The organism is Confluentibacter lentus (assembly GCF_002806995.1).
GTDB classification, from domain to species: Bacteria; Bacteroidota; Bacteroidia; order Flavobacteriales; family Flavobacteriaceae; genus Confluentibacter; species Confluentibacter lentus.
This window is the reverse complement of record NZ_NIHE01000001.1, coordinates 698,759-724,380: the sequence shown is the minus strand read 5'-3', so window position 1 is coordinate 724,380 and position 25,622 is coordinate 698,759. Positions and strand designations below refer to the sequence as shown.

The following is a 25,622-nucleotide window of genomic DNA, read 5'->3' as shown; positions in this document are numbered from 1 at the left end:
TTAAAGTAAGCATAATAATCTTATCTTTACCTTTTCAAATAATTATGAACCTTCATTCGTAATAATTTAATTATTAACGAATTCAATATATAAATACTATGGCTTGCACAAGTTGCTCAACTAAAGATGGACAGCCAAAAGGCTGCAAAAATAACGGTACTTGTGGTACAGACAGTTGTAACAAGCTAACCGTTTTCGATTGGTTAGCAAATATGTCACTACCAAACGGAGAGAAACCATTTAACTGGGTGGAAGTTCGGTTTAAAAACGGACGAAAAGAATACTATCAAAACACCGAGAATTTAACCTTAAGCATCGGCGATGTTGTGGCTACACAAGCCGCCTCTGGTCATGATATTGGCATGGTGACCCTTACGGGGGAATTGGTGCGCGTTCAAATGAAACGTAAAAATATTTCTGAAACTCCAGAAGAAATTTTTAAGATATACCGAAAAGCAAGTCAAAAAGATATCGATATCTGGACTGAAGCACGTGATAAGGAAGAACCTATGAAGGTAAAGGCACGTCAGTTTGCCATAGACCTTAAATTAGAAATGAAAATTTCTGATATAGAATTTCAAGGCGATGCCAGTAAAGCCACTTTTTATTACACAGCCGAAGAACGTGTCGATTTCCGTGAGCTTATTAAAGTATTCGCCCGTGAATTTAGAACGCGTATAGAGATGAAGCAAGTAGGTTTTCGTCAAGAAGCTTCCAGACTTGGAGGTATAGGATCTTGCGGCCGTGAATTATGTTGTTCTACTTGGTTAACAGATTTCCGTTCGGTTAGCACCTCAGCAGCACGTTATCAGCAACTGTCCTTAAATCCACAAAAATTAGCAGGTCAATGCGGGAAATTAAAATGTTGTTTAAATTATGAGTTGGATTCTTATCTCGATGCCTTAAAAGGATTTCCTAAAACAGAAATAAAACTAAAAACAGAAAAAGGCATTGCTGTTTGTCAAAAAACGGATATTTTCAAGGGCCATATGTGGTATGCCTACGAAGGGGAATGGATGAATTGGCATAAAATAACAACCGTTCAAGCCAATGAGATTATAGCTTTAAATAAAAAAAATCAACCTGTTGCAAGTCTAGAAGAATATGCTTCTGAACTTTTGGACGATACTAAATCTGAATTTGAAAACGTTGTAGGTCAAGATAGTTTAACACGCTTTGATAGTCCGAGACCTACTAATAAACGTAAAAACAATAAAAGAAAAAAGAATAAAGAAAGTGTGACTCAAGAGAGTAAGCCACAAGGTCATAATAACAAACCGAAAAAAAACCACAAAAAATCTAAACCTCAGGACAATAAAAATGTTTCGAAATAGTATTATTTTATTTGTTTTAGTTTTTTCTTTTGTTTGCGTCTCTTGTGACTCCAATCGTGTGTATGATGAGTATAAATCCGTCCCAAACAAATGGAACAAAGATTCTATAATTAGTTTTAAAATAAACCCTCCAGATTCGTTAAACCATTACAACCTATTTGTTAATTTAAGGAACACAAATGATTATAAATACAGCAATTTGTTTTTAATTGTAGAAATGGTTTTTCCGCATGGGAAAACAATAACAGATACTTTAGAATACAAAATGGCCGACCCTACTGGTAAATTATTGGGTACTGGATTAACAGATATAAAAGAAAATAAACTCTGGTATAAGGAACACATTATTTTTAATGAATCGGGACCATACATGGTTAATATCCAACATGCCATGAGGGAAAATGGAAAAGTGAATGGTGTTGTTGATTTGGAAGGGATTACAGATGTTGGTTTTAGAATTGAAAGAACAGATAAAAAATAAATGTCACACTGAGCGCAGTCGAAGTGTTTTCAGCAAATAATAAGTATGGCAAAAAATAGTAAAACAACAGAAACTCAAGATTTTTCAAAATATATTCGTTGGTTTTGGTGGACGTTTACAGGAGGTATCCTGTTTGTCATTTTAATTTTTTTATTGGCATCATGGGGTCTTTTTGGCGAAATGCCAGACCACACAATATTAGAAAATCCAAAAACCAATTTAGCAACTGAAATTATTTCCTCTGATGGAAAAACGCTAGGTAAAATCTATTTCAAAGATAATAGAACCCCTGTGAGTTACGATGATTTATCCCAAAATTTGGTAAATGCTTTAATTGCTACGGAAGATGCCCGTTATAAAAGCCATTCGGGTATTGATGCTATTGGAACTTTAAGAGCGGCTGTTAAATTAGGAAGTGGCGGTGGTGCCAGTACCATTTCACAACAATTGGCAAAGCAATTATTCCATGGGGAAGGCTCCTCAAATATGGTTGAACGTATTCTTCAGAAGGTAAAAGAATGGATTATTGCAATACGTTTAGAGCGCCAATACACCAAAGAAGAAATTATTGCGCAATACTTCAATATTTATGATTTTAACAATAATGGTGATGGTATCAGAAGTGCCTCAAGAATTTATTTTGGGAAGGAACCAAAAGAATTAAACATTAAAGAATCAGCCATGCTGGTTGGGATGTTTCAAAACTCATCACTTTATAATCCACGACGAAATCCTGTTGGTGTTAAAAACAGAAGAAATTTAGTGTTGAGTCAAATGGAGAAGTATGATTTTATTGATGAAAAAGTAAAAGACTCACTTCAAAAAACAGAGTTAGACTTAAACTATTCTCCAGAATCCCATCGGGAAGGTATGGCAACGTATTTCAGGGCATATCTAGATACATTTATGAGGGATTGGATTAAAAATAATCCAAAACCAGATGGGTCAAAATGGAGCTTATATAATGATGGCTTAAAAATCTACACAACCATAGATTCTAGAATGCAAAAATATGCCGAAGCGGCTGTAGAACAACATATGCCCAGATTGCAAGCAGAGTTTTTTAAACAGAATACCCCAGAAAGAAATGCTACGGCACCTTTTTTAGATTTGAAAAAGGAAGAAGTAGAAGCTTTGCTCTTACGTGCTATGAAACAATCAGAGCGATGGAGAAAGATGAAATATGATTTAGATAAATCTGATAAAGAAATACGGGAATCATTCAATAAACCAACACCAATGTCAGTTTTCGCGTGGAAAGACGGTAAAGCTTCTGAAATTGATACCATCATGAGGCCTTTGGATTCCATTCGTTATTATAAATCTTTTTTACGTACTGGTATGATGTCCATGGATCCTCAAACAGGACATGTAAAGGCTTGGGTTGGTGGCATGAATTACAGGCATTTTCAATACGATATGGTAAAACAAGCGAAACGCCAAGTAGGTTCTACGTTTAAGCCTTTTGTGTATTCCGCAGCAATAGACCAGATACATGCATCACCATGCGATGTGTACCCAGATACGCCTTTCTGTATTGAAAAAGGAAAATATGGAAATATAGAAGATTGGTGTCCTAAAAATTCTGATAATAAGTATGGTGGAACAAGTACATTAAAAAATGCTCTAGCAAACTCGGTTAACACCATTACCGCTAGGTTAATGGATAAAGTAGGGCCGCAAACAGTGATCGATTTGGTTAAAAAACTGGGGGTTGAATCTGACATACCCGCAGTGCCATCTATTGCATTGGGAACGGCAGATTTAAGTATCTATGAAATGGTTGGGGCTTATGCGGCATTTGCTAACCAAGGTGTTTACACAAAACCTGTTATGGTAACTAGTATAGAGGATAAAAATGGCACCATTTTATATCAGTTTAAACCAGAAACACGCGATGTTTTAAGCGATGAAGCCGCTTATGTAACCGTAAAACTTTTAGAGGGTGTTACCCAAGGGGGTTCTGGTACTAGGTTAAGAAGAACTGGTGAACCTTATGGTGTTTATAAAGAAGTTATAACCGGATTTCCTTATGGCTTTACAAACCCCATAGCAGGAAAAACAGGAACCACACAAAACCAAAGTGATGGCTGGTTTATGGGTATGGTGCCTAATTTGGTAACAGGTGTTTGGGTTGGTGGCGAAGATAGAGCTGTACATTTTAGATCCATTACTTATGGACAAGGGGCTACAATGGCTTTACCTATTTGGGGGTTGTATATGAAAAGTTGTTATGCCGATAAAGACCTAAATGTGTCCACAGGTGATTTTGAAGCACCTGCTAACTTATCCATAAATGTAAATTGTTCCACTACATCTTCTGGAAATGCTATGGAAGATGATTCGGATGGTATTCCAGACGATTTAAGCTTTTAAACGATTTCAATATTTAAAAAACATAAGCCATTCATTTTAGAATGGCTTTTTTATTTTGTAATTTTAAGAGGATAAATTAATTCTTATGATAAATAAGGAAGTAGCAAATGTTCAGGAGGCCTTAAAAGGCGTAACTCACAATATGGTCTTCATGCTTGGAGGCTTTGGTTTATGTGGTATTCCAGAAAATGCCATAGCACAACTTGTAAAACTAGGTGTTAAGGGTTTAACTTGTATCTCTAACAATGCTGGGGTTGACGATTTTGGCTTGGGTTTATTACTTCAAAAAAAACAAATCAAGAAAATGATTTCATCATACGTAGGTGAAAATGAAGAATTTGAACGTCAAATGCTTTCTGGTGAATTGGATGTTGAATTGATTCCGCAAGGCACATTAGCCGAACGATGTAGAGCGGCACAAGCTGGATTTCCCGCGTTTTATACACCGGCAGGTTATGGTACCGAAGTTGCTGAAGGTAAGGAAACCAGAGAATTTAATGGGAAAATGTATGTTTTGGAACATGCTTTTAAAGCAGATTTTGCTTTTATAAAAGCATGGAAAGGCGATGCCGCAGGCAATTTGGTTTTTAAAGGAACAGCTAGAAATTTTAATCCAATTATGTGTGGTGCTGCAAAAATAACAGTTGCAGAGGTTGAAGAATTAGTGCCGCTTGGAACTTTGGATCCAAATCAAATTCATATCCCAGGTATTTTTGTTCAGCGCATTTTCCAAGGAATAAATTATGAAAAGCGTATTGAACAGAGAACTGTAAGGACGAAAAGTTAAAAAATTGTTATTCCTGCGCAGGCAGGAATCCAATATAAAAACAGTAAAAATTTAAAAAATAGATCACTGCCTACGCAGAAATAACAAAGAAATGTTAGATAAAATTGGAATCGCTAAGCGGTTAGCAAAAGAACTTAAAGACGGCTATTATGTAAACTTAGGCATTGGCATTCCTACCTTGGTTGCCAACTATGTTCCAGAAGGCATTGCTGTTGAATTTCAGAGTGAAAATGGTGTATTGGGCATGGGTCCATTTCCTTTTGAAGGTGAAGAGGATGCCGATATTATTAACGCAGGAAAGCAAACCATTACAACGCTACCAGGCGCTAGTTTTTTTGACTCAGCTTTAAGCTTTTCCATGATACGCGGCAAACATGTAGATTTAACTATTTTGGGCGCTATGGAAGTGGCTGAAAATGGTGATATAGCCAACTGGAAAATACCAGGTAAAATGGTGAAAGGTATGGGAGGGGCTATGGATTTAGTTGCAAGTGCCGAAAATATCATAGTGGCAATGATGCATACCAATAAGGAAGGTGAATCTAAATTACTTAAGCGATGTTCATTGCCATTAACAGGCGTGGGTTGTATAAAAAAAATAGTCACTAATCTTGCCGTATTAGAAGTAACTGAAAAAGGCTTTAAACTTCTCGAAAGAGCGCCTGGAGTTTCTATTGATGACATAAAAAACGCTACTGAAGGCAAATTAATTATTGAGGACGATATCCCCGAAATCATCGTTTAACAGACAAAAATACAGTTAAAACCGATGAAATGTCAAACATAAAAAGCATTTCATCGATTTTTTATGTTTTTAAACTGAAATTTAAAAATAATGTTACATTTTAGCAATCCCCAAATTAGCCAAAGTAATAACCATAGATTTCCCCCAAATCTACCTTAAACTTAATACTTATGAATTACGCAGCAAATCTACCTGAACTACCTACAAATGATGACAGCAAATTCAAAGAAACTTTAAGAGAGAATTTGCGTTTTGTTAAAAGCCTACTTTACATAACAAAAAAAATATTCATGCTATAATCCTTTGGGAATAGCATGGATAAGTTTTTTGGTGTATTCTTTTTTGGGATGATTGTAAATGATATCGGCATCATCTAATTCCTCAATATGTCCTTGGCTCATAACTAATAATTGATCGGACATATATTTCACAACGGCTAAGTCGTGTGAAATAAAAATATAGGTGAATCCAAAAGTAGCTTTTAGTTCATTCAGCAAATTTAAAACTTGGGCCTGAACGGAGATGTCCAATGCCGAAACAGATTCGTCGCAAACAATTAATTTGGGTTGTAACGCAATGGTTCGGGCAATACCAATACGTTGTCGTTGACCACCAGAAAACTCATGGGGATAACGGTTAAAATAATCTTCAGATAAGCCCACTCGATTTAAAATATCAATCACTTTTTCCTTTCTTTCAGCATCAGAATTGTAAAGTTTATGCACTTTCATAGGCTCCATAATCGCTTCTCCAACAGGAATTCTTGGATTTAATGACGAATAAGGGTCTTGAAAAATGATTTGAATATCTTTCCTAAGATGTCTAGTATCAGTTTTTGAAAGCTTTGTTATATCAATACCTTTATACAAAATTTTTCCAGCAGTGGCTTTATCCAATTGAAGAATAGCATTACCTAAGGTCGATTTTCCACAGCCAGATTCACCCACAAGACCTAATGTTTCACCTTCATATAATTTAAAACTTACATTATCAACGGCTTTAAACGTTGTTGGTTTTGTGAACCATCCCGATTTTGAAACATATTCTTTTTCAACATTTATAACTTCTAGTAAGGGTGGTTTACTATATAATGTTTTATGATTCAGTTGACGTTCTTCGGAAGAAATAATGGCTCTAGATACCGAATTATTTAAGTAATCTTGAATAATTGGCAATACTTTTAATCGCGTATCCAAAGATGGTCTGGAATTAATTAGAGCCTTTGTGTAATTATTTTGCGGATTATTGAAAATGTCTGAAACGGCTCCTTGTTCAACAATTTCCCCTTTATACATAACTAAAACCCGATTGGCAATTTCAGAAATAAGCGCTAAATCATGCGTAATAAAAATGATACTCATTTTGGTTTTAGCTTGGAGCTCTTTCAGTAATTCGATAATGTTTTTTTGAACGGTAACATCGAGCGCGGTGGTTGGCTCGTCTGCAATTAAAATATCTGGTTTGCAAGCAATCGCCATGGCTATCATAACACGTTGTTTTTGTCCGCCCGAAATTTCATGAGGATAAGCATCATATATCCGATTTGGCTCTGGTAATTTTACCTGTTCAAAAAGCGATATAGTTTCTTGTTTAGCTTGTAACTTTGTGAGGCTTTCATGTTGTAATAAGATTTCCTGAACCTGTTTTCCGCAGGTCATGGACGGATTTAAAGAACTCATAGGTTCTTGAAAAATCATAGCGATTTTTTTACCTCGAATATTTTGAAAAGCTTTGGAAGATAAAGTTGTTAAATCTTGATTATTGTAAATAATACTGCCCGAATTTATTTTTGAAATTTTCTTTGGAAGCAAGCCTAAGATAGCCAAGGAGGAAACCGATTTTCCTGAACCCGATTCACCAACAATACCTAAAATTTCATTTTGGTTTAAATGATAGGAAATACCATGAATGACTTCATTTTCACCAAATGAAATGGAAAGATTTTCAACAGTTAATATGGTTTTTGTCTCCATTTAAATATGAATAATATCATCTTCGGTTAATATAGCATCACCACGAAGTCGCAAAAATATTTGAGCGACGGCCACAGTATCTTTTTCACAATACAGAACAATCCTATCAATATCATTTTCTTTGTAAAATACTCTGTAAACTTCGCTGCCGTCAATATCATCTTTAGGTGAAGGAATGCCTAAAATATGTGTTAACAATTTTAAAGACGTGTAATTTTTATAATCGCCAAACTTCCATAATTCCAAAGTATCCAAATGAGGTACTTCCCATGGTTTTTTACCAAAAAGATTGAGTTTAAGCGGCAATTCTATATTGTGGATTATCATGCGACGGGCAATATAGGGGAAATCAAATTCCTTCCCATTATGCGCACAAAGTATATGTTTTGTTTCGCTAAAATGTGTTATTAACAAGTTTTTAAAATCTTTTAAAATCTTTATTTCATCTCCGAAAAAAGAAGTGACTCTAAATTTTCGTAAATCACCTTGAAGTTTAAAATACCCAACCGAAATACAAACTATTTTACCGAATTCTGCCCAAATACCAGCACGTTCATAAAAGTCTTCTGCGCTTTCATCTTCCTTTCTTTGGTATTGTGATTTATGGTCCCACAGATGTTGTTTAGTTTCATCTAATTCAGAGAAATGTTGCACTTCCGGAACGGTTTCAATATCCAGAAACAGGATATTTTCGAGGTTGAGTTTGTTAATCATGCTTCATCATTTTATAGGCTTCTTCTATATAAACCGTAATATCATCGGAAAATTGACCCACACCCGAATCAGGGGATTTTCTATGGCCTAAACGCACAATAATGACATTATCATTTGGTTCTACAATAACGTATTGCCCAAGATGTCCTCGCATCATAAAAAAGTGTTTGTCACCTACATCTTTCATCCACCAACCGTAACCATATTGCGGACTTTCCTTAAAGCGCGGAGTAACCGATTTTACAACAAACGCTGAGTCCAATAATTGTTTGCCATTCCATTTGCCATAATCTTTATATAATTTGCCAAAACGCGCAAAATCCTTGGCATTGCTGGAAATACAGCAAAAGGCTTTTGCTAAACGGTTTTCATCATCATCCAATTCCCAAAGGGCATTTTCGGTAGCGCCTAGAGGTTTCCAAAAACTTTCGGAAAGATAATTTGATAACGTTTTTCCTGTGGCTTTTTGAATAATCATGCCCAATAATTGAGTGTTTCCACTTAAATATTCAAATGATTTACCTGGGGTTTTTACAATTTTTTGGTTTAAGATGGTTTTTTCTAAATCAGCGGCATAATTGGCTCTAGCGGTTACTGAAAATGGCCCTGTATAGTTTTCTACCCAATCCAATCCCGAAGCCATAGAAGCCAAATCGCCCACAGTAGTTTTTGTGTTTTTATATTCTGGATAAAAATCGCTAATGGGTTGCTCTAAACTTTTTATGTGTCCTTCCATAATGGCTTTCCCTAAGAGAGATGTGGTAATGCTTTTTGCCATGGAAAATGAATTGGTTTTCGACGTTTCATTAAAACCATCATAATAATTCTCGAACCAAACACTATCGTTTTTAATAATCACATAAGCCACCGTTCCCCAATCTTTATTGACTTTAGACAATTTTTCTGTCTCTTTTACAGAATTGTAATTTTTGTGAATTGGCCACGGATTTGGATTGTTTCCTTTCTTTATTGTATCGTTTTCAAAATAGGGGTAGTCATCAATAAAAGCAGTGGTATGCCCAGTAAAATATACGATACGAGCGCCTCTTATAATGTAACCATAACCAGAAATATAGAGTAAAGCGACAATAATTACAATACTAATAAGTAACCATTTGAGGGTTTTTTTTAAGAAATTCATGTAGTCTATTTAGTAGAAATAAATATACAAATTTATGCTGAACTTCATGATATTTTAAAAAATGAACCTTAAAACAAAGATTGTTGCTTAAAAGGATTTTCATGATTTAATAACCATTCCTTGCGGTGAAGTCCGCCAGCATACCCAGTTAAACTACCATCTGAACCAATCACGCGGTGGCAAGGAACAATAATCCATAATGGGTTTTTAGCATTGGCATTGGCAACAGCCCGAATCGCTTTTACATCTCCCAATTGTTTTGATAAAACTAGATAAGAAACTGTTTTTCCATAAGGAATTTGTTCTAGTAGTTTCCAAACTTGTTTTTGAAAATTGGTGCCCTCTGGATTTAATTTAAGGTCGAAATTTTTGCGAATCCCTTGAAAGTATTCTTGTAACTGAAAGGCACAATCTTCAAGAAATACAGGAATAATATCCGTGATAGTCTCTTCGGAATCTAAAACTATCACAGATGAAATACCATTAATATCACCTGTAATTTTAGTATAACCTAAAGGCGATTTGATGATGCATTCTTCCATTAGTTAATAATGTCTTTGTCTTCTATAATTCCGAGTCGTTTTGCACGGGCTTCCCAACTTTTTCTTGCTACATGTTGTAAGTCGGCTATGTTGTCACTCTCGTCCATAATTTCAAAACCGAGTAACGTTTCAATCACATCTTCCATGGTAACAATACCATTTACAGAACCATATTCATCAACGACCAATGCCATATGGTTTTTACTGTTTACTAATTGGTCTAGCAATTTTGGAATTGCCAGAGAACGATTGACAATGATGATATTTCTTTTGATATCAACCAATTTTTTATTGTTGTTATCATTCGCCATTTCCCTGAAAATATCATCTTTTAATACCAATCCTGTTATGTTATCGATTTCATCCTGAAATACGGGGATACGGGAAAAACGAATGTGTTGGTTTTCTCTAAAAAATGCTTCAACGGTCATATCTTCACTTACTGTTTTCATAACGGTACGCGGTGTCATAACATCTTTTGCCTGAATATTTTTAAAGGTCAATAAGTTTTTAATCACGGTACTTTCAGAGGCTTCAAAAAGACCTTCTTCTTCAGCAATTTGCGTCATGGCATAAAATCCGTCACGACTCATAACACTATGATGCCCTTTGCCACCAATAAGTTTGGTAGTTAATTGTAGTGTCCATAGTATTCCTGTCCATTTTAATGGGAAAATCAATAAATTTAAACTCACAGCCGTGAAGTTTCCTAATTGTCTCCAATAGGTTGCGCCTATGGTTTTAGGTATTATTTCTGAAGCCACTAAAATTAAGATGGTCATTATAGTGGAAACTACCCCAACCATAACATCTTCGGTAAATGGGAACCCAAGAAATTGTGTTTGTTCGCTACCATAAATTTCGGCATATGTCGTTTTGGCTTGTACCCCCACTAAAATCGCGCCTACGGTATGCGCTATGGTATTAAAAGTTAAGATGGCAATGAGTGGTCTATCCACATCTTTTTTATAATTTGCTAGAACTGTAGCAAACGACTTACCTTCTTTTTTATTGATATTTAAATAAGTAGGTGTTAAGCTTAGAAATACAGCTTCAATAATGGAGCACCAAAAAGAGAAAACGATAGCGATTAATGCATAGACTATAAGTAGTCCCATAAGTGTTTAAAATTTTAGTTAAAGCTATGAAATTAATTTTACAATATCCTTAGCAAAATAACTAGCTACAATATCGGCACCCGCACGTTTTATGGCCGTTATTTGTTCTAGCATAACGGCATCGTGGTCTATCCAACCTTTTTCGGCTGCCGCTTTTAACATGGCATACTCACCAGAAACTTGATAAACCGCCACAGGCACATCAACAACATTTTTAATATCACGAACAATATCTAAATAACACAAACCTGGTTTTACCATGACGATATCGGCACCTTCCTCAATGTCCATTTCGGTTTCTCGAATGGCTTCAAACCGATTGGCATAATCCATTTGATAGGTTTTTTTATCTTTTGGGATGTTAACCATATCAACGGGGGCCGAATCCAAAGCGTCACGAAAAGGGCCATAAAAAGCAGAAGCGTATTTTGCCGAATAACTCATAATACCTGTATCTGTAAAACCTGAATCTTCCAAGGCTTCTCGGATGATGGCTATTCTGCCGTCCATCATATCGCTAGGTGCTACAAAATCAGCACCAGCAATGGCATGGGAAATACTCATTTCAGCCAATACATCCACAGTTAGGTCATTCACAATAATCCCATTTTCAATAATCCCGTCGTGTCCATAAGACGAATAGGGGTCTAAAGCCACGTCGGTCATAACCAACATATCTGGACACACATTTTTCACGGTTTTAATGGCGCGTTGCATCAATCCGTTGGGATTTAAAGCTTCTGTGCCTTTATTGTCTTTTAAGTTATCAGGGACTTTTACAAATAATAATACCGATTTTAAGCCTAGTTTCCAAAGTTCCTTTACTTCCTTTTCCAGCAAATCCAAACTAAATCGGAAGTAATTGGGCATAGAGGCGATTTCCTCTTTAATGCCTTTGCCTTCAACTATAAAAAGTGGTACTAAAAAGTCGTTTGGAGAGATTATGGTTTCACGAACTAAGGAGCGAATGGCTTCGTTGGTTCTAAGTCGTCGGTTTCTTCTTAAAGGGTACATATTGATTAATTTTTGTAATTGAATATTCTTTTTATCCAATTATTACTTTTTTGTTTTTCTTCAGCAAATGTTGGATTTAATTTAAATATTAGAACTTGACTTGTTCCTGAAAGTGTTTCTAATCTATTTTTTACAGTATTAGTCAAAGGTTCTAAAATTTTAAGTAATATAATCGATATATTATCAATAATATCATTCATTATGCTATTTGGATTAATATTTAAAGGACTAGTCTCGCTAAAAAAAATCCTTTTCAGGTCAAAATCCTTCCAATTTTCAACATGAACTCCGCCATGAGCATTAGCAATTAATTCAATTATACTTTTTATAGAATACTTTTCTGAAATATGTTTGCTTTTTAAGAAATATTTCAAATCAGAATCATTTATTTCTAAAACTGGCAATTTTAAAAAATTTTCAATTAAAGTTTTTCCTTTATGATTTTCAAAGGAATAATTAAAAATACAATAAGACAAAGTTGAATCAGAAGTAAATGAAAACTTTCCTCCAGTAAATTTTGATTCACTTAAATCAAAATTTATTTTAATTTTATATTCTTTGTTGATAATATTATAATATTTCGATCCATCAATTAAAAGAAATCTTAACATAGCAGCTTTTCTAACTAAATCATAAGGAGTTCTTTTACCTATTCTTGATTCTAATTCTTTTAAAACTTCTATATATATTTTTTCACGATTTATTATTAAATCATAAGCAGTGTCACCATCTTTATAAGTAGTATATTTTCCAGAAAAGCCAATTATTTTTTTATCCATTCTACAGGATTTTTTAAAATATCCAACAACTTTTCTTCCTCACTTCCTTTTTCAGGATGATGGTCGTAAACCCATTGTACATGAGGTGGTAAACTCATGAGAATACTTTCTATACGTCCATTGGTCTTTAGTCCGAATAAAGTGCCTTTATCATGTACCAAATTGAATTCCACATAACGCCCACGACGAATTTCTTGCCAAGTTCTTTGAGCATCTGTATAAGGCAAATCTTTTCGTTTTTCAACAATAGGTATATAAGCCTCAACAAAGCTATTACCAACATCTGTAACAAAATCATACCAATTTTTCAAACTCATGGTTTCGGTAGCTTTGCAATAATCAAAAAACAAACCGCCAATGCCTCTGGCTTCTTCACGATGCGCGTTGTAAAAGTATTCATCGCAACGTTTTTTATAATCGTTGTAAAAATATTGATTATGTCGGTCGCAGGCTGTTTTACATGTTTGATGAAAATGTCTTGCATCGTCTTCAAACAAATAATAAGGCGTTAAATCTTGGCCACCACCAAACCAAGAATCTACGATATTTCCGTTTTCATCATACATTTCGAAATAGCGCCAATTAGCATGAACTGTTGGTACCATGGGGTTTTTGGGATGAATCACTAAGCTTAATCCGCAGGCAAAAAAATCGACATTTCCAACATTAAAATATGCTTGCATCGATTTTGGAAGTTTTCCATGGACGCCCGAAATATTAACACCACCTTTTTCAAATACGTTCCCATTTTCAATTACCCGTGTGCGTCCGCCGCCGCCTTCAGGACGTTCCCAAATATCTTCTTTAAAGGTTGCCTTGCCATCTACTTTCTCTAATGCGGATGTGATGGTGTCTTGAAGCGAATGAATGTATTTGAAGAAAGTATCTTTCATTAAATTGATTTAGTTGTTTTGGCACTCAAAATAATATAACCAATAATAGCCGAAATTAATGAACCTATAAGAATGCCAATTTTAGCTGAATCCAAATAAATAGGGTCATCTATAAAAGCCAAACTAGCAATAAAAATAGACATGGTAAATCCAATACCAGCCAAAAAGGAAACACCTATAATTTGTCTTGAGCTAATGTCTATAGGAACTTCTATAAGTTTTATTTTTTTTGCCAAGTATATAATGCTTGAAATACCTATGCTTTTACCAATAATTAAACAAGCCATAATGTTTATAACTAAAGTAGTATCTAAATGGATATCTCTATTAATAATAACACCAGCATTTGCCAATGCAAAAATAGGTATGATGAAATAAGCCACCCAATCGTGAAGATTATGTTCTAAATGTTGAAGGGGCGATTGGTATTTGGTTGACCAATCTTCCAAATTATCAATTTCATTAATTTGTTCTACTGAAAGAATGGGTTTTTTCAAAATAGAAGCCATCTTAATATTATTGGTAATGGTTACCAAATTATCTACAAATTCAGGTGTTTTAATCTTCTGGCTAATGGGTACTGAAAAGGCCAATAAAACACCAGCAAGCGTAGGATGTATACCAGCTTTTAAAAATAATGTCCAAATAATAATTCCCAATAGAACCATTAAAAATTTTGAGTAATATCCCCTAAAAGATAAAATATATAAAATAGCCAATAATATAATTGCAGTTATTAATAGTCCAAATTTAATACTGCCGCTATAAAATAACGCAATAACCAAAACAGCTCCAAGATCATCTACAATGGCAAAAGCCGTCAAAAACACTTTTAAACTTAAAGGTACTTTATTACCAAGAAGTTTTAATACGGCCAATGAAAAAGCAATATCTGTAGCCATTGGGATGCCCCAACCTTTAAATGTTTCGGGATTTTGATTTAGAAACACAAAAATGCCCACAGGAATTAACATGCCGCCTAGTGCACCAAATAATGGAAATGCTACTTTTTTAATCGAATTTAATTCGCCTATTAAAAACTCCCTTTTAATTTCCAATCCGATTAAAAAAAAGAAAATAGCCATGAGTCCGTCGTTCACCCATAAAATTAATGGTTTGAATAACTCAAAATCTTGTGTTTTAAAACCTATTTTATATTGCCAAAGTGATTGATAACTTTCAGAAAATGGAGAATTTGCCCAGATTAAAGCAACAATAGTTGCCACCATTAATAAGATACCACTAAAGCTTTCTATCTTGACAAATTTTTGAAAAGGCGATAAGATTTTTTCGGATATCATAGTTTTTAGCTTTCGTTGTAAAGTTCAAATAACTCCATATCTAAAGACGGTTTATTTTCAGGAGTAAATTCATTTTTAAGCGTTCTCTTCCAAACAAAATTATTATTGGAGGCTACTTTTATACTTGCAATATTTTCTTCAAATACTATAATTTGCAGCGTCTTTAAATTTAAATGATTAAAAGCATATTCTGAAAGTAACCTAACGGAATTGCTTATTATTTTTTGTCCTGCAAAAGAATAATCGATACAATACGCAAATTCTCCTTGTTTTTTAACCCAATCTAGTTTTTTAATATATACCAATCCAATTAAAGAATGCGTTTCTTTTTCTTTTATAAGAAAGAGAAATTCTTCTTTGCTTTGAAATTGTTTAACTTTTGCAACACAGAAATCTTGGGATAAAGTGGGTGTTTGATTTTGCGCAACTGTCTTAGGGAAATAGTGTTTTAATTTGTCTTCATTAGAAACAATAAAATCACATAATTTCCAAGCATCTTTTACTTGAATGGAATCTATGTAATATTTATCGAGTTCTGCAATCAAAATTTAGCTTTTATAGTCTTTTACCGCATCAATAAATGCTTTGGCATGGTCTAATGGGGTGTTAGGTAAAATGCCATGACCTAAATTTACAATATATTTATCTTTACCAAACTCATTAATCATTTGATGCACCATTTTTTTAATTTCAGAAGGCGGTGATAACAAACGAGCAGGGTCAAAATTACCTTGAAGAGTGATGTTTCCACCAGTTAAATAGCGTGCATTTCTCGCCGAACACGTCCAATCAATACCCAAAGCAGACGCATTACTTTTTGCCATGTCGCCAAGCGCGAACCAGCAACCTTTACCAAAAGCTATTACAGGGGCATCATCTTTGAGAGCTTCAATAATTTGGTTGATATACTGCCAAGAAAATTCTTGATAATCTACCGGCGATAACATGCCTCCCCAAGAATCGAATATCTGAACGGCGTCAACACCAGCCTTTACTTTTTCTTTTAAATAGGCAATGGTGGTATCCGTAATTTTTTGAAGTAGCAAATGCGCTGCTACTGGATTTGTAAAACAGAATTCTTTTGCTTTATCAAAAGTTTTACTGCCTTGGCCTTGCACACAATAACATAAAATGGTCCATGGCGACCCAGCAAAACCAATAAGAGGAATCTCATCATTCAACAATTCCTTAGTTGCTTTTATGGCTTGATAAACATAATCTAAGGCTGAGGTTACATCGGGAACAATCACATTATCAACATCTTTTGCAGTGCGAACCGGATTCGGCAAATAAGGTCCGAAATTAGGTTTCATTTGCACCTCAATATTCATGGCTTGCGGAATCACCAAAATATCACTAAATAAAATAGCGGCATCCATACCGTAACGACGAATAGGCTGCACGGTAATTTCACTAGCAATTTCGGGCGTTTGGCAACGTGTAAAAAAATCATACTTATCGCGCAATGCAATAAATTCAGGTAAATAACGACCAGCTTGGCGCATCATCCAAACAGGTGGACGGTTTACAGTTTCTCCTTTTAATGCTCTTAAAAATAAATCGTTCTTAATCATATGTTTTGTTATTTCCGCAAAGGCGGAATCTTTTTAATTGTTCTATATTTTTTCGCCTTGTACTAAAAAAGTAGATTTTATGGAATCTTCTTTAAGATATTCAAAACTTTTTCTTTTGGTATCTCCAACAAAGTTTTTAAAGTCTTCATTAGTATTAAATGAAATAAAATGCAATTCATAAGGAGGCTCTCCTTCCGATTTAATAAAATTTTTATTAGCTGGTCTAATTCTGTAAATAAGTTTTCCATTATAATCGTTAAGAATAGGTAGCACTAATGATTCATATTGATGAAATATTTCCTCTTTACCTTCTTTTATATGTATTAAAACAGTCAAATAAATCATTGCACATAATATTCATTAACCAATTCAATAACACTTTCAACGGTTGGTACTTTTGAGATCCTTACATCATCAAAATGTTTTTTGGCTTCGGTTGCCGTGGTTTCACCAATACAAAATGCAATGCCGTTAGCGTGGTTCTTTTCTATATAACTTTGAACGGTTGAAGGACTATAAAACATAACACCTTCAACAGAATCAGGGATTTTTACAGCATCAAATTTTGTTTGATAGGCTTCTACTTCGTTGACTTTAATATTATTTGCTTCTAAAATAGTTGGCAAATCGTCCAATCTCAAATCACTACAAAAATACGTGACTTCAGAGCCTTCCATATAATCAACTAAATAATGAGCCAGTTTTTTGGCACTATTTTCGGAATGGGTTACTTTACCTATCTTTTTTTCAACCAATTGTTTGGTTCGTCTGCCCACACAATATATGTTTTTAAATTGTAATTCTATAGCAGAATAGTTTGTCGTTAAAGATTCCACCGCATTTTTACTGGTTATTACCACATTTTTAATTTCATTTTTCAGGAAACGCGGATGGATTCTATTCAAACTTATTTTTATAAAGTCGTCACTATCAACCACTACTTTTTCATGAAATAAAAGTCGTTGATCTTCCGTAAGTGATTTGGTTGAAAAGACATTCGTTTTTTTATTGGAATGCTTGATGGCATCCATTAGACGTTTGCCACCACGCTCAATAACAAAATTGGCACAAAAGTCTGCCATATCATGATGCTCACCTAATTTTTTAACTCTAGTAACATCAATTCTCTTAGAGCCGTCAGTGCTTAACAGCACACCTTTAAAATTCACCTCTTCATTTTTAATATAAGCTAAAGCACCAATTGGAGCTGTGCAACCACCTTCAAGTTTATTTAAAAACGAACGTTCAATGGTTGTGCAAATTTCGGTTTCTTCATGATTGAGTTCTTTACAAATGGCTCTTATTTCATCATCATCTTGCAATGCCGTAATCATAATTGCGCCTTGTGCAGGTGCTGGAACCATCCATTCTAAATTAATAGCTTCCTCGGGTCTTAAACCAATTCTACCTATGCCCGCAGCTGCAAAAATGGCACCATTCCAATCATTATCTTCCAATTTTTGTAATCGGGAATTCACATTGCCCCTTAAATCTACAACAGTATGCGTTGGAAACCTATTTAGCCATTGTGCGCGCCTACGTAAGCTACCTGTGGCGATGACGGCTTTTTTTGAACTTAAAAACTCTTCGTTATCTTTAAAAATCAGCGTATCATGAACATTACCACGCTTTAAAACAGCCGCTTGAATAATCCCTTTTGGTAAAACAGTAGGAACATCTTTTAATGAATGTACCGCGATATCTATATCATGGTTTAGCATGGCAATATCTAAAGTGCGCGTAAAAATGCCAGTAATTCCGAGTTCGTATAAAGGTTTATCCAATACCAAATCACCCGTAGATTTTACGGGAATCAATTGGGTTTTATGCCCTAAATTTTCGAGTTGACTTTGTACTATTTTGGCTTGCCATAATGCTAATTCACTATCGCGAGTACCAATTCTTATTGTTTTAGACATGTATTAAAGTTCAAATTTTATAGATGTAGATTATTTTGCTAAAGATTATTTTAGTTCATATTTCCAATTTTAGAAATATTCTCATTCAAACCAAAAACCACTAAAACATCATCAGTTTCAATCATTGTATCACCTGTTGGAATTCCAATAACTTCTAATTGGGTTGTAGAAACGCCAATTAAGTTTGTTTTTTCCTTTTTGCGTAAAATGGTTACAATGTTTAAATTGTAATTAGTTCTAAAATTTATATCTAAAATGGTTTTACCAATAAAAGCAGTAGGTGTTTTAACTTCAGAAATAGAATAGCGCCTGTCAATTTTAAAATTATCAACCATATTCTTAAGATTGAGCTTGTCAGTTAGTTTATCGGCCGCTTCTTGCTCTGGGTGTACAATAAAATCAATACCCATGGCTTGTAAAACGGTATCATGTATAGGTGATAGCGACCGACTTATTACCTTTGCAGTTGTTAGCTTTTTAATAATGGCCGTGGTTATAATGGCAGCCCCTTCGTTCTCTCCAATGGCGATGACGGCTATGTCTGTTTGCTTTATTGGTAAGGCTTGATAGGCCTGTTCGTTAGTGGAATCCAAACAGATACTATGGGATATTTTGTCTTTTATTAAGTTAACTTTTTCCATTTTGTAGTCAACCCCAATGACCTCATTGCCTGTTTCCGTTAGGCTTAAAGCTAAAGACATTCCAAAATTACCGAGACCAAAAATGATGATTTTCATCTTACTTGATTTTTAATTTATTAAAATATTTTCCTGTGGATATTGATAAAATTTTTGTCCGATTTGCCCTAACATACCAAACAGTAAGTTTAACATTCCGATTCTACCTATAAACATAACGATTATTATAACAATCTTACTATTATATGATAGGGTTGGTGTTACATTCAAGCTCAAACCAACGGTACTGTAAGCCGAAAAACACTCAAAAGCTATTTCCATAAGTGTTTTATCAGGTTCAAAAAAGAGCAATAAGATAATGGCAACTCCTATAACAATCAATGAAATGGATATAATAGCAAAAGCTCTGTTTACAGTGCTACTGGAAATTTCCCTTGAGTTGATTTCTATTCTTTTTTTCCCTTTAGCAGTAGCAAAAATATTTAATGTGGCTATAGCAAAGGTACTGGTTTTTATACCACCTCCAGTTGATGCAGGCGATGCACCAATCCACATCAATAAAATAACAAAAAGCAAGGAAGGGGTGGCAACCTGAGTATAGTCAATAGTGTTAAAGCCTGCGGTTCTTGGAGTTACGGAAGAAAACATGGCGGTTGTAATCTTGCCAAAGGTAGATGTATGTTCTTTAAGCGTGTAGTTTGCTTCAAAAAAATAAAAATATATAAATCCAGATACCAGTAATACACTAGTTGTAACCAAAATTAACTTAGAGTTTAGGGTAATAACTCTAACCGATTTTAGCTTTTTGGTTTTATAAAATAAATTAACAATAAAGTTTTTTAAGTAGGTTAGGATGTTAAACACTATATTATAGCCCAAACCGCCAAAAATAATAAGTACCATAATGACCCATTGTAAAGAGTATTCAAAACGAAGGCCAGGGTCATAAAAACTAGTTGATGATGTTGAAAAACCAGCATTACAAAAGGCTGAAACAGCATGAAAAATAGAGAAAAATACTTTGTTTTCGACAGATGTAATGTCATTCACTGAACCATAAATTAAAAACGCACCAACAAATTCAATTCCTAAAGTAAACAAAACGATTTTTACCGCTATTTTAAAAACATCTTGAAGATTTTCTGAGGCAGTAAAATCTTTTAAATACATACCCTCACTAAACGAAGAGCTTTCTTTAAAGAAATAAGCAAAAAAAGATGTAAAGGTTAATATACCTAAACCGCCAATTTGGATTAAAACCATGATAACCGTTTGCCCTAGTTGTGTAAAATCGTTAGCAGTATCTAAAACGGCCAAACCAGTAACGCAAATAGCGCTTGTTGAAGTAAAAAGAGCATCAATAAAAGAAATGCCATGCGTGGTTACTTTTGGCAACATTAAAAACAGGGCCCCAATGAGCGAGAAAATACCAAAACTGCCAACAAACAAAATGGCAGGATTAAAATAAATTTTATAAATGTATTTAATTAAGAATGTTAGCCTTATCAGTAAATAAAAGAAAAGTCCTATTTCAAAAATAACTTTAGTTTTTGCAGTGAGATCAATAATTGAATCGTCGCTATTATATAATAAACACGATGTTGCAGCAATTAAAGTTGATAAGAGAAAAATGATGTTAAACTTAACCGTTTTCTTTGAACTTTTGTCCTTGAACTGATAGCTTTTCATCACATTAAAAGCAATCAATAGAAGTACAATTACAAAAAAACCTAATAGTTTGTATGGTTTATAATCATCATCAACAGAGAAACCAAAATCAAAGATTAAGAAGAACAGAATGGCTATATCTAAAAAACGATATATATTTCTAAAGATTTTGTTGTTTTTCATCTTAATCTTAAAACTTTAAGTTTTTTACCTATTCTTTTCTTTTAGTTAAAATCTAACCAAATCAAGAATAAGTAACAAATGTAAAAGTTTTAAACATTTGTTGGAGTTTCTTCTAGCTGAAATACTTTTTTAATAAACTCTAGGCTTTCATCAGTAGAGATATTATCATTTTTTAAATGATAGGCGAAATGATTAGTTATTTTTTGAATGAGGTTATTGCTTATCAATTCTGCCTGTACTTCATTAAAATCTGAAAGTTTTTTGCGTTGCGTATCCAATTCAGACGTTGCAAAATCAAGTAATTTATGCTTTAGTGCCTTTATGGTTGGCGCAAATTTTCTAGTTTCCAACCAATCATTAAATTCCGTGTTTACCTCATTTATGATTGCTTCAGCAAAAGGAATATGTGCCTTTCTTTTTTCTAAAGTGCCATCGGTAATTTGTGAAAGATGGTCTAAATGAACCAATTTAACGTTGGGCAAATCTTCCACATTTTCATCCACATTTTTAGGAATGGACAAATCTAAAATTAAAAGTGGCTTTTTTGTTTGAATAATATGTTTATCAATCGTAGGGCGGTGCGCACCTGTTGCCACAATCAATATATCTGAGGAACTTATTTCTTCTTGTAAATTAGCATAATCCCTAACAATTAAATTAAATTTTCCAGCAATTTGCTCTGCCTTATTTTTTGTTCTGTTTATTAAGGTAATATGTTCGTTCTTGGTATGTTTTACTAAGTTTTCGCAAGTGTTTCTGCCTATTTTACCAGTCCCAAAAAGTAAAATATTTTTATTTTTAATGTCTTCAACCGTATTAAAGATATATTGAACGGAAGCAAAAGACACCGATGTGGCACCAGATGATAATTCTGTTTCCGTTTTAATGCGTTTACTGGCCTGGATAACAGAGTTTATAAGGCGCTCGATAAAGTGGTTCAATAAGCCGTTTTTTCTGGAGAGTTTAGCGCTATTTTTAAGTTGACTAATAATTTCGAAATCACCCAGAATCTGGCTGTCTAAACCAGAACCCACTCGAAACATATGGGTTATGGCGTCTTTATTTTTATAGATGTAAGCTACTTCTTGAAATTCCTCAACCGTACCGTTTGTATTATCACAAAGCAATTTTATAAGTTGGTAAGGGTGTTGGGCAAAACCATAAATTTCGGTTCGGTTACATGTAGAAGTCACAATTAAGCTCTCAATGTTTTCAGTTTTGGCTTGAGTAAGCAATGCCTTCTTAGAGTCTTCATCCAAACTAAAGCGCCCTCTTATGTCTGCATCGGCCTTTTTATAGCTCAAACCAATGGCATAAAAATTATTACTTTTGGATATATTGTATTGTTGCATGCTTTAAACCCGAATTTTATGAAAGCAAATGTATGCTGATGGCTATTAAAAAAATAACGCTCAAAGAACTTTTAATATCGTTTGTGGTTTTTTAGTTTGTTTTTTGTCAAAAATATGATTTTTGTCATATTTTAGCATATTATACGGTAGTTTTAACAAATTTATTTATAACGAATCTAAATAATAAGCTTGTGATTGATGATAAAAGTCAACTAGAAAATGTCGCTAAAAGTCCTTTTGATGAAACAAAAGTGGATGAAGGATTTTTTGTCTTGACCTATAAAAATGACAAAAGTGTCGCTCAAAGTATTGTTAAAGAGATACATAGTGATTTTATTCAATTCCACTTTTGTATCAAAGGGTCTTGTAAATTTGTTTTCAATGAGGGCCGATATGCCTTGAATATTCTAGAAGAAAACTCGTTGCTATTGTATAATCCGCAGCGCGAATTACCAATTAATTTGGAAGTAAACCCAAATTCTTGGATTGTTACGGTTCTTATATCCATAAAAAAATTTCATGGGTTGTTCTCCCAAGAAGCCGATTATATTTCGTTTTTAAATGAAGATAATAAAGATAAAAAGTATTATAAAGACGGTGTTATTTCTCCTTCATTGGCCATTGTATTAAACCAGTTGATAAACTATAATTTAAATCAAACCATTAAAAATCTGTATTATAGAGGCAAAGCTTATGAACTTTTAAGTCTATATTTCAACAGAAGTGAAGACGCCAATATTGAACAATGTCCGTTTTTAGTCGATGAAACCAACGTTATTAAAATAAGAAAAGCAAAAGATATTATCATTTCCCGCTTGGCCGAACCACCAAGCTTACAAGAACTTGCAGATGAAATTGGTTTGAATCTTAAAAAATTGAAAGAAGGATTTCGACAAATTTATGGCGATTCGGTATTTAGCTTTTTATTTGATTACAAAATGGAAGTCGCCAGGAAATTATTGGAATCTGGTGAAAACAATGTGAATGAAGTCGGACTAAAAGTTGGTTACAGTACCGCCAGCCATTTTATAGCTGCTTTTAAAAAGAAGTATGGTACCACGCCTAAAAAGTATATCATGTCTTTAAATTGATTTTTATGAAAAATATTTTAATAGTCTTTGGTGTTTTTTTAACCTTAGCTTGCAATACGACTGATAATGATAGTAATCCAGACAATATACTCTTGGATAAGGTGCTTGTTTTTACAAAAACAAGTGGCTTTCGCCATCAATCTATAGAAATAGGAATAAAAACCATAGAAGGTTTAGGCAAGCAAAACAATTTTGAAGTTATACAGACGGAAGATGCGAGTTTGTTTTCTACAGAGAATTTAAAACAATACCAATTGGTTGTTTTTCTAAACACCACGGGCGATGTTTTAAATGCCAATCAAGAGCAAGCTTTTAAAACCTTTATTAATAATGGTGGAAGTTTTATGGGGATTCATTCGGCTACCGATACTGAATACGAATGGGCTTGGTATGGAGAATTGGTAGGCGCTTATTTTTTAAACCACCCAAATCCATCATCAGCTAGCATAACTCGAGTTAACAGTACGCATCCATCTACCAAACATTTGCCAGAACAATGGGTTCGATATGACGAGTGGTATAATTTTAAATCGATATTTGAAGATATAAATGTATTGCTAAATTTGGACGAATCGACTTATGATGGGGGAGAAAATGGCACAAATCACCCAATAGCTTGGTACCATGAATATGATGGTGGGAGATCGTTTTACACTGCTTTGGGGCATACCAATGAGTCGTATGTAGAACCAGAATTTAAACAACATTTGTTGGGAGGTATTTTGTATGGTTTAAAGCGTTAATTTTATAATAAAATAGTTTAAGAAATGACATATTTAACTCCAGAAATCGAAGCATTATCTAAAAACATGGGTACTAAATCCTTGGTTCGTTCTAATATCTCTTGTGGTATTTTTCAAGATTGTGATTACAGTGAAGAACGGCCCAAATTATATTACCAACAAAAATTAGAGAATACTGAAGATTGATTTAGTATTATTTAGATAATTATAAAATTGCAAATGAAAAAAGGTGTACTTCTAGTAAATCTGGGTTCTCCCGATAGTCCAGAACCAAAAGATGTAAAAAAATATTTAGGGGAATTTTTAATGGACGAGCGTGTGATTGATATCCCTTTTATAGCAAGAACGGCACTTGTTAAAGGTATCATTTTAAAAACACGCCCTAAGCAGTCGGCCGCGGCCTATAAAAAAATATGGTGGGACGAAGGGTCTCCTTTAATTGTGCTATCAAAACGACTTCAAAATGCCATTCAAAAAGACGTAGAAATCCCCGTGGCTTTAGCGATGCGCTATGGCAGTATGACTATTAAAAAAGGACTACAGGAATTGGTTGATAAAGGGGTTGATGAGGTGTTGTTGTTTCCGTTGTATCCACAATTTGCTATGGCAACTACCGAAACTATTTTAGTATTAGCCGAAGAGATACAAAAAGAACATTTCCCAAGCTTAAAAATTGAATCCGTTCCAGCGTTTTATAATAAACCTGATTATATAGACGTCCTTTCAAATTCCATAAAAAAGCATTTGGAAGGTAAAAAGTACGAACATCTTTTGTTCTCTTATCACGGTGTTCCAGAACGCCATATTAGGAAGAGCGATGTTACAAAATCACATTGTAAGATTGATGGCACTTGTTGTATCACTCCAAGTAAAGCCCACGAGTTTTGTTATAGGCATCAATGTTTGGAGGTCACCAGATTGGTTGCTGAAAAACTTCAGTTAAAAGAAGGTGCTTTTTCAACATCGTTTCAATCAAGATTAGGTTTCGACCCGTGGTTACAGCCTTACACCGATAGAACTATTGAGCGATTAGGCAAAAATGGTGTTAAAAGCATGGCGATTGTAACACCTGCATTTGTGAGCGATTGCCTTGAAACTCTTGAAGAAATAGCTATGGAAGGTGAAGAAATCTTTCATGAAATGGGAGGAAACGAATTTACAACTATACCTTGTTTAAATGATGATTCCGAATGGGTGACCTTACTTTCAAAATGGATTAATAATTGGTCAGTTTCCAAAACTCAAACGGTATAATT

General features: G+C 34.2%; 25 protein-coding genes. 9 read left to right on the top strand and 16 right to left on the bottom strand.

Annotated features, from left to right (window positions below):
* The first annotated feature begins 98 nt into the window (after positions 1-98).
* The 5 genes from CDH50_RS03210 (at position 99) to CDH50_RS03190 (ending at position 5,723) form a co-directional block, all read left to right on the top strand.
* The gene (locus CDH50_RS03210) at positions 99-1,334 is read left to right on the top strand and encodes a PSP1 domain-containing protein (RefSeq protein WP_100610425.1); all 1,236 of its coding nucleotides are present in this window, start codon (positions 99-101) and stop codon (positions 1,332-1,334) included.
* Positions 1,321-1,815, top strand: a complete 495-nt coding sequence (locus CDH50_RS03205) for a gliding motility lipoprotein GldH (RefSeq protein WP_100610424.1) — start codon at positions 1,321-1,323, stop codon at positions 1,813-1,815. The genes CDH50_RS03210 and CDH50_RS03205 overlap by 14 nt, the downstream gene beginning before the upstream one ends.
* Before the next feature lie 45 nt (positions 1,816-1,860).
* A complete protein-coding gene (locus tag CDH50_RS03200) occupies positions 1,861-4,191 on the top strand; it encodes a penicillin-binding protein 1A (RefSeq protein ID WP_100610423.1) in 2,331 nt (776 codons plus the stop codon).
* Positions 4,192-4,276: 85 nt separating this feature from the next.
* Positions 4,277-4,978 carry a CoA transferase subunit A gene (locus CDH50_RS03195; protein ID WP_100610422.1) on the top strand — a complete coding sequence of 234 codons (702 nt, stop codon included), beginning with the start codon at positions 4,277-4,279 and terminating at the stop codon, positions 4,976-4,978.
* 91 nt (positions 4,979-5,069) lie between these two features.
* Entirely contained in the window at positions 5,070-5,723 is a 654-nt protein-coding gene (locus CDH50_RS03190) for a CoA transferase subunit B (protein ID WP_100610421.1), read from the top strand.
* 293 nt (positions 5,724-6,016) lie between these two features.
* Here CDH50_RS03190 and CDH50_RS03185 read toward each other — a convergent pair whose 3' ends face one another.
* From CDH50_RS03185 to hemA, 16 genes are all read right to left on the bottom strand, one after another.
* Positions 6,017-7,696 carry an ABC transporter ATP-binding protein gene (locus CDH50_RS03185; RefSeq protein WP_100610420.1) on the bottom strand — a complete coding sequence of 560 codons (1,680 nt, stop codon included), beginning with the start codon at positions 7,694-7,696 and terminating at the stop codon, positions 6,017-6,019.
* Positions 7,697-8,410 (bottom strand): 3'-5' exonuclease, encoded by a 714-nt coding sequence (locus CDH50_RS03180; protein WP_100610419.1) that lies wholly within the window; start codon positions 8,408-8,410, stop codon positions 7,697-7,699.
* Positions 8,403-9,551 carry a serine hydrolase domain-containing protein gene (locus CDH50_RS03175; RefSeq protein ID WP_100610418.1) on the bottom strand — a complete coding sequence of 383 codons (1,149 nt, stop codon included), beginning with the start codon at positions 9,549-9,551 and terminating at the stop codon, positions 8,403-8,405. Before CDH50_RS03175 ends, CDH50_RS03180 begins: the two co-directional genes overlap by 8 nt.
* A 68-nt stretch (positions 9,552-9,619) precedes the next feature.
* Positions 9,620-10,093 (bottom strand): methylated-DNA--[protein]-cysteine S-methyltransferase, encoded by a 474-nt coding sequence (locus tag CDH50_RS03170; RefSeq protein ID WP_100610417.1) that lies wholly within the window; start codon positions 10,091-10,093, stop codon positions 9,620-9,622.
* A complete protein-coding gene (locus CDH50_RS03165) occupies positions 10,093-11,211 on the bottom strand; it encodes a CNNM domain-containing protein (protein ID WP_100610416.1) in 1,119 nt (372 codons plus the stop codon). The genes CDH50_RS03170 and CDH50_RS03165 overlap by 1 nt, the downstream gene beginning before the upstream one ends.
* Before the next feature lie 24 nt (positions 11,212-11,235).
* Positions 11,236-12,225, bottom strand: coding sequence for a porphobilinogen synthase (hemB, locus tag CDH50_RS03160; protein ID WP_100610599.1), 990 nt, complete (start codon positions 12,223-12,225; stop codon positions 11,236-11,238).
* 5 nt (positions 12,226-12,230) lie between these two features.
* Positions 12,231-13,004, bottom strand: a complete 774-nt coding sequence (locus CDH50_RS03155) for a hypothetical protein (RefSeq protein WP_100610415.1) — start codon at positions 13,002-13,004, stop codon at positions 12,231-12,233.
* Entirely contained in the window at positions 12,989-13,897 is a 909-nt protein-coding gene (gene hemF, locus CDH50_RS03150; RefSeq protein WP_100610414.1) for an oxygen-dependent coproporphyrinogen oxidase, read from the bottom strand. The genes CDH50_RS03155 and hemF overlap by 16 nt, the downstream gene beginning before the upstream one ends.
* The gene (gene nhaA / locus CDH50_RS03145) at positions 13,897-15,198 is read right to left on the bottom strand and encodes a Na+/H+ antiporter NhaA (RefSeq protein ID WP_100610413.1); all 1,302 of its coding nucleotides are present in this window, start codon (positions 15,196-15,198) and stop codon (positions 13,897-13,899) included. Before nhaA ends, hemF begins: the two co-directional genes overlap by 1 nt.
* A 5-nt stretch (positions 15,199-15,203) precedes the next feature.
* Positions 15,204-15,743, bottom strand: a complete 540-nt coding sequence (locus CDH50_RS03140) for a GNAT family N-acetyltransferase (protein WP_100610412.1) — start codon at positions 15,741-15,743, stop codon at positions 15,204-15,206.
* A 3-nt stretch (positions 15,744-15,746) separates the two neighbouring features.
* Positions 15,747-16,772 (bottom strand): uroporphyrinogen decarboxylase, encoded by a 1,026-nt coding sequence (gene hemE / locus CDH50_RS03135; RefSeq protein ID WP_100610411.1) that lies wholly within the window; start codon positions 16,770-16,772, stop codon positions 15,747-15,749.
* Between the two features lie 42 nt (positions 16,773-16,814).
* Positions 16,815-17,117, bottom strand: coding sequence for a DUF1330 domain-containing protein (locus CDH50_RS03130; RefSeq protein ID WP_100610410.1), 303 nt, complete (start codon positions 17,115-17,117; stop codon positions 16,815-16,817).
* Positions 17,114-18,691 carry a hydroxymethylbilane synthase gene (gene hemC / locus CDH50_RS03125; RefSeq protein ID WP_100610409.1) on the bottom strand — a complete coding sequence of 526 codons (1,578 nt, stop codon included), beginning with the start codon at positions 18,689-18,691 and terminating at the stop codon, positions 17,114-17,116. The genes CDH50_RS03130 and hemC overlap by 4 nt, the downstream gene beginning before the upstream one ends.
* Positions 18,692-18,741: 50 nt before the next feature.
* A complete protein-coding gene (locus CDH50_RS03120) occupies positions 18,742-19,428 on the bottom strand; it encodes a potassium channel family protein (RefSeq protein ID WP_100610408.1) in 687 nt (228 codons plus the stop codon).
* A 12-nt stretch (positions 19,429-19,440) separates the two neighbouring features.
* The gene (locus tag CDH50_RS03115; protein WP_100610407.1) at positions 19,441-21,180 is read right to left on the bottom strand and encodes a TrkH family potassium uptake protein; all 1,740 of its coding nucleotides are present in this window, start codon (positions 21,178-21,180) and stop codon (positions 19,441-19,443) included.
* Between the two features lie 89 nt (positions 21,181-21,269).
* A complete protein-coding gene (gene hemA, locus CDH50_RS03110) occupies positions 21,270-22,532 on the bottom strand; it encodes a glutamyl-tRNA reductase (protein ID WP_100610406.1) in 1,263 nt (420 codons plus the stop codon).
* 191 nt (positions 22,533-22,723) lie between these two features.
* On the opposite strand from hemA, the gene CDH50_RS03105 reads away from it, so the two are divergent.
* The 4 genes from CDH50_RS03105 to hemH are packed head-to-tail and all read left to right on the top strand — an operon-like array spanning position 22,724 to position 25,620.
* Positions 22,724-23,623, top strand: coding sequence for an AraC family transcriptional regulator (locus tag CDH50_RS03105; protein ID WP_100610405.1), 900 nt, complete (start codon positions 22,724-22,726; stop codon positions 23,621-23,623).
* Between the two features lie 5 nt (positions 23,624-23,628).
* Complete coding sequence (locus CDH50_RS03100; RefSeq protein ID WP_100610404.1) at positions 23,629-24,366, top strand: ThuA domain-containing protein; 738 nt, start codon at positions 23,629-23,631, stop codon at positions 24,364-24,366.
* Positions 24,367-24,390: 24 nt separating this feature from the next.
* Positions 24,391-24,552, top strand: coding sequence for a hypothetical protein (locus CDH50_RS15160; RefSeq protein ID WP_198513425.1), 162 nt, complete (start codon positions 24,391-24,393; stop codon positions 24,550-24,552).
* Positions 24,553-24,585: 33 nt separating this feature from the next.
* Complete coding sequence (hemH, locus tag CDH50_RS03095) at positions 24,586-25,620, top strand: ferrochelatase (RefSeq protein ID WP_100610403.1); 1,035 nt, start codon at positions 24,586-24,588, stop codon at positions 25,618-25,620.
* Positions 25,621-25,622 lie beyond the last annotated feature (2 nt).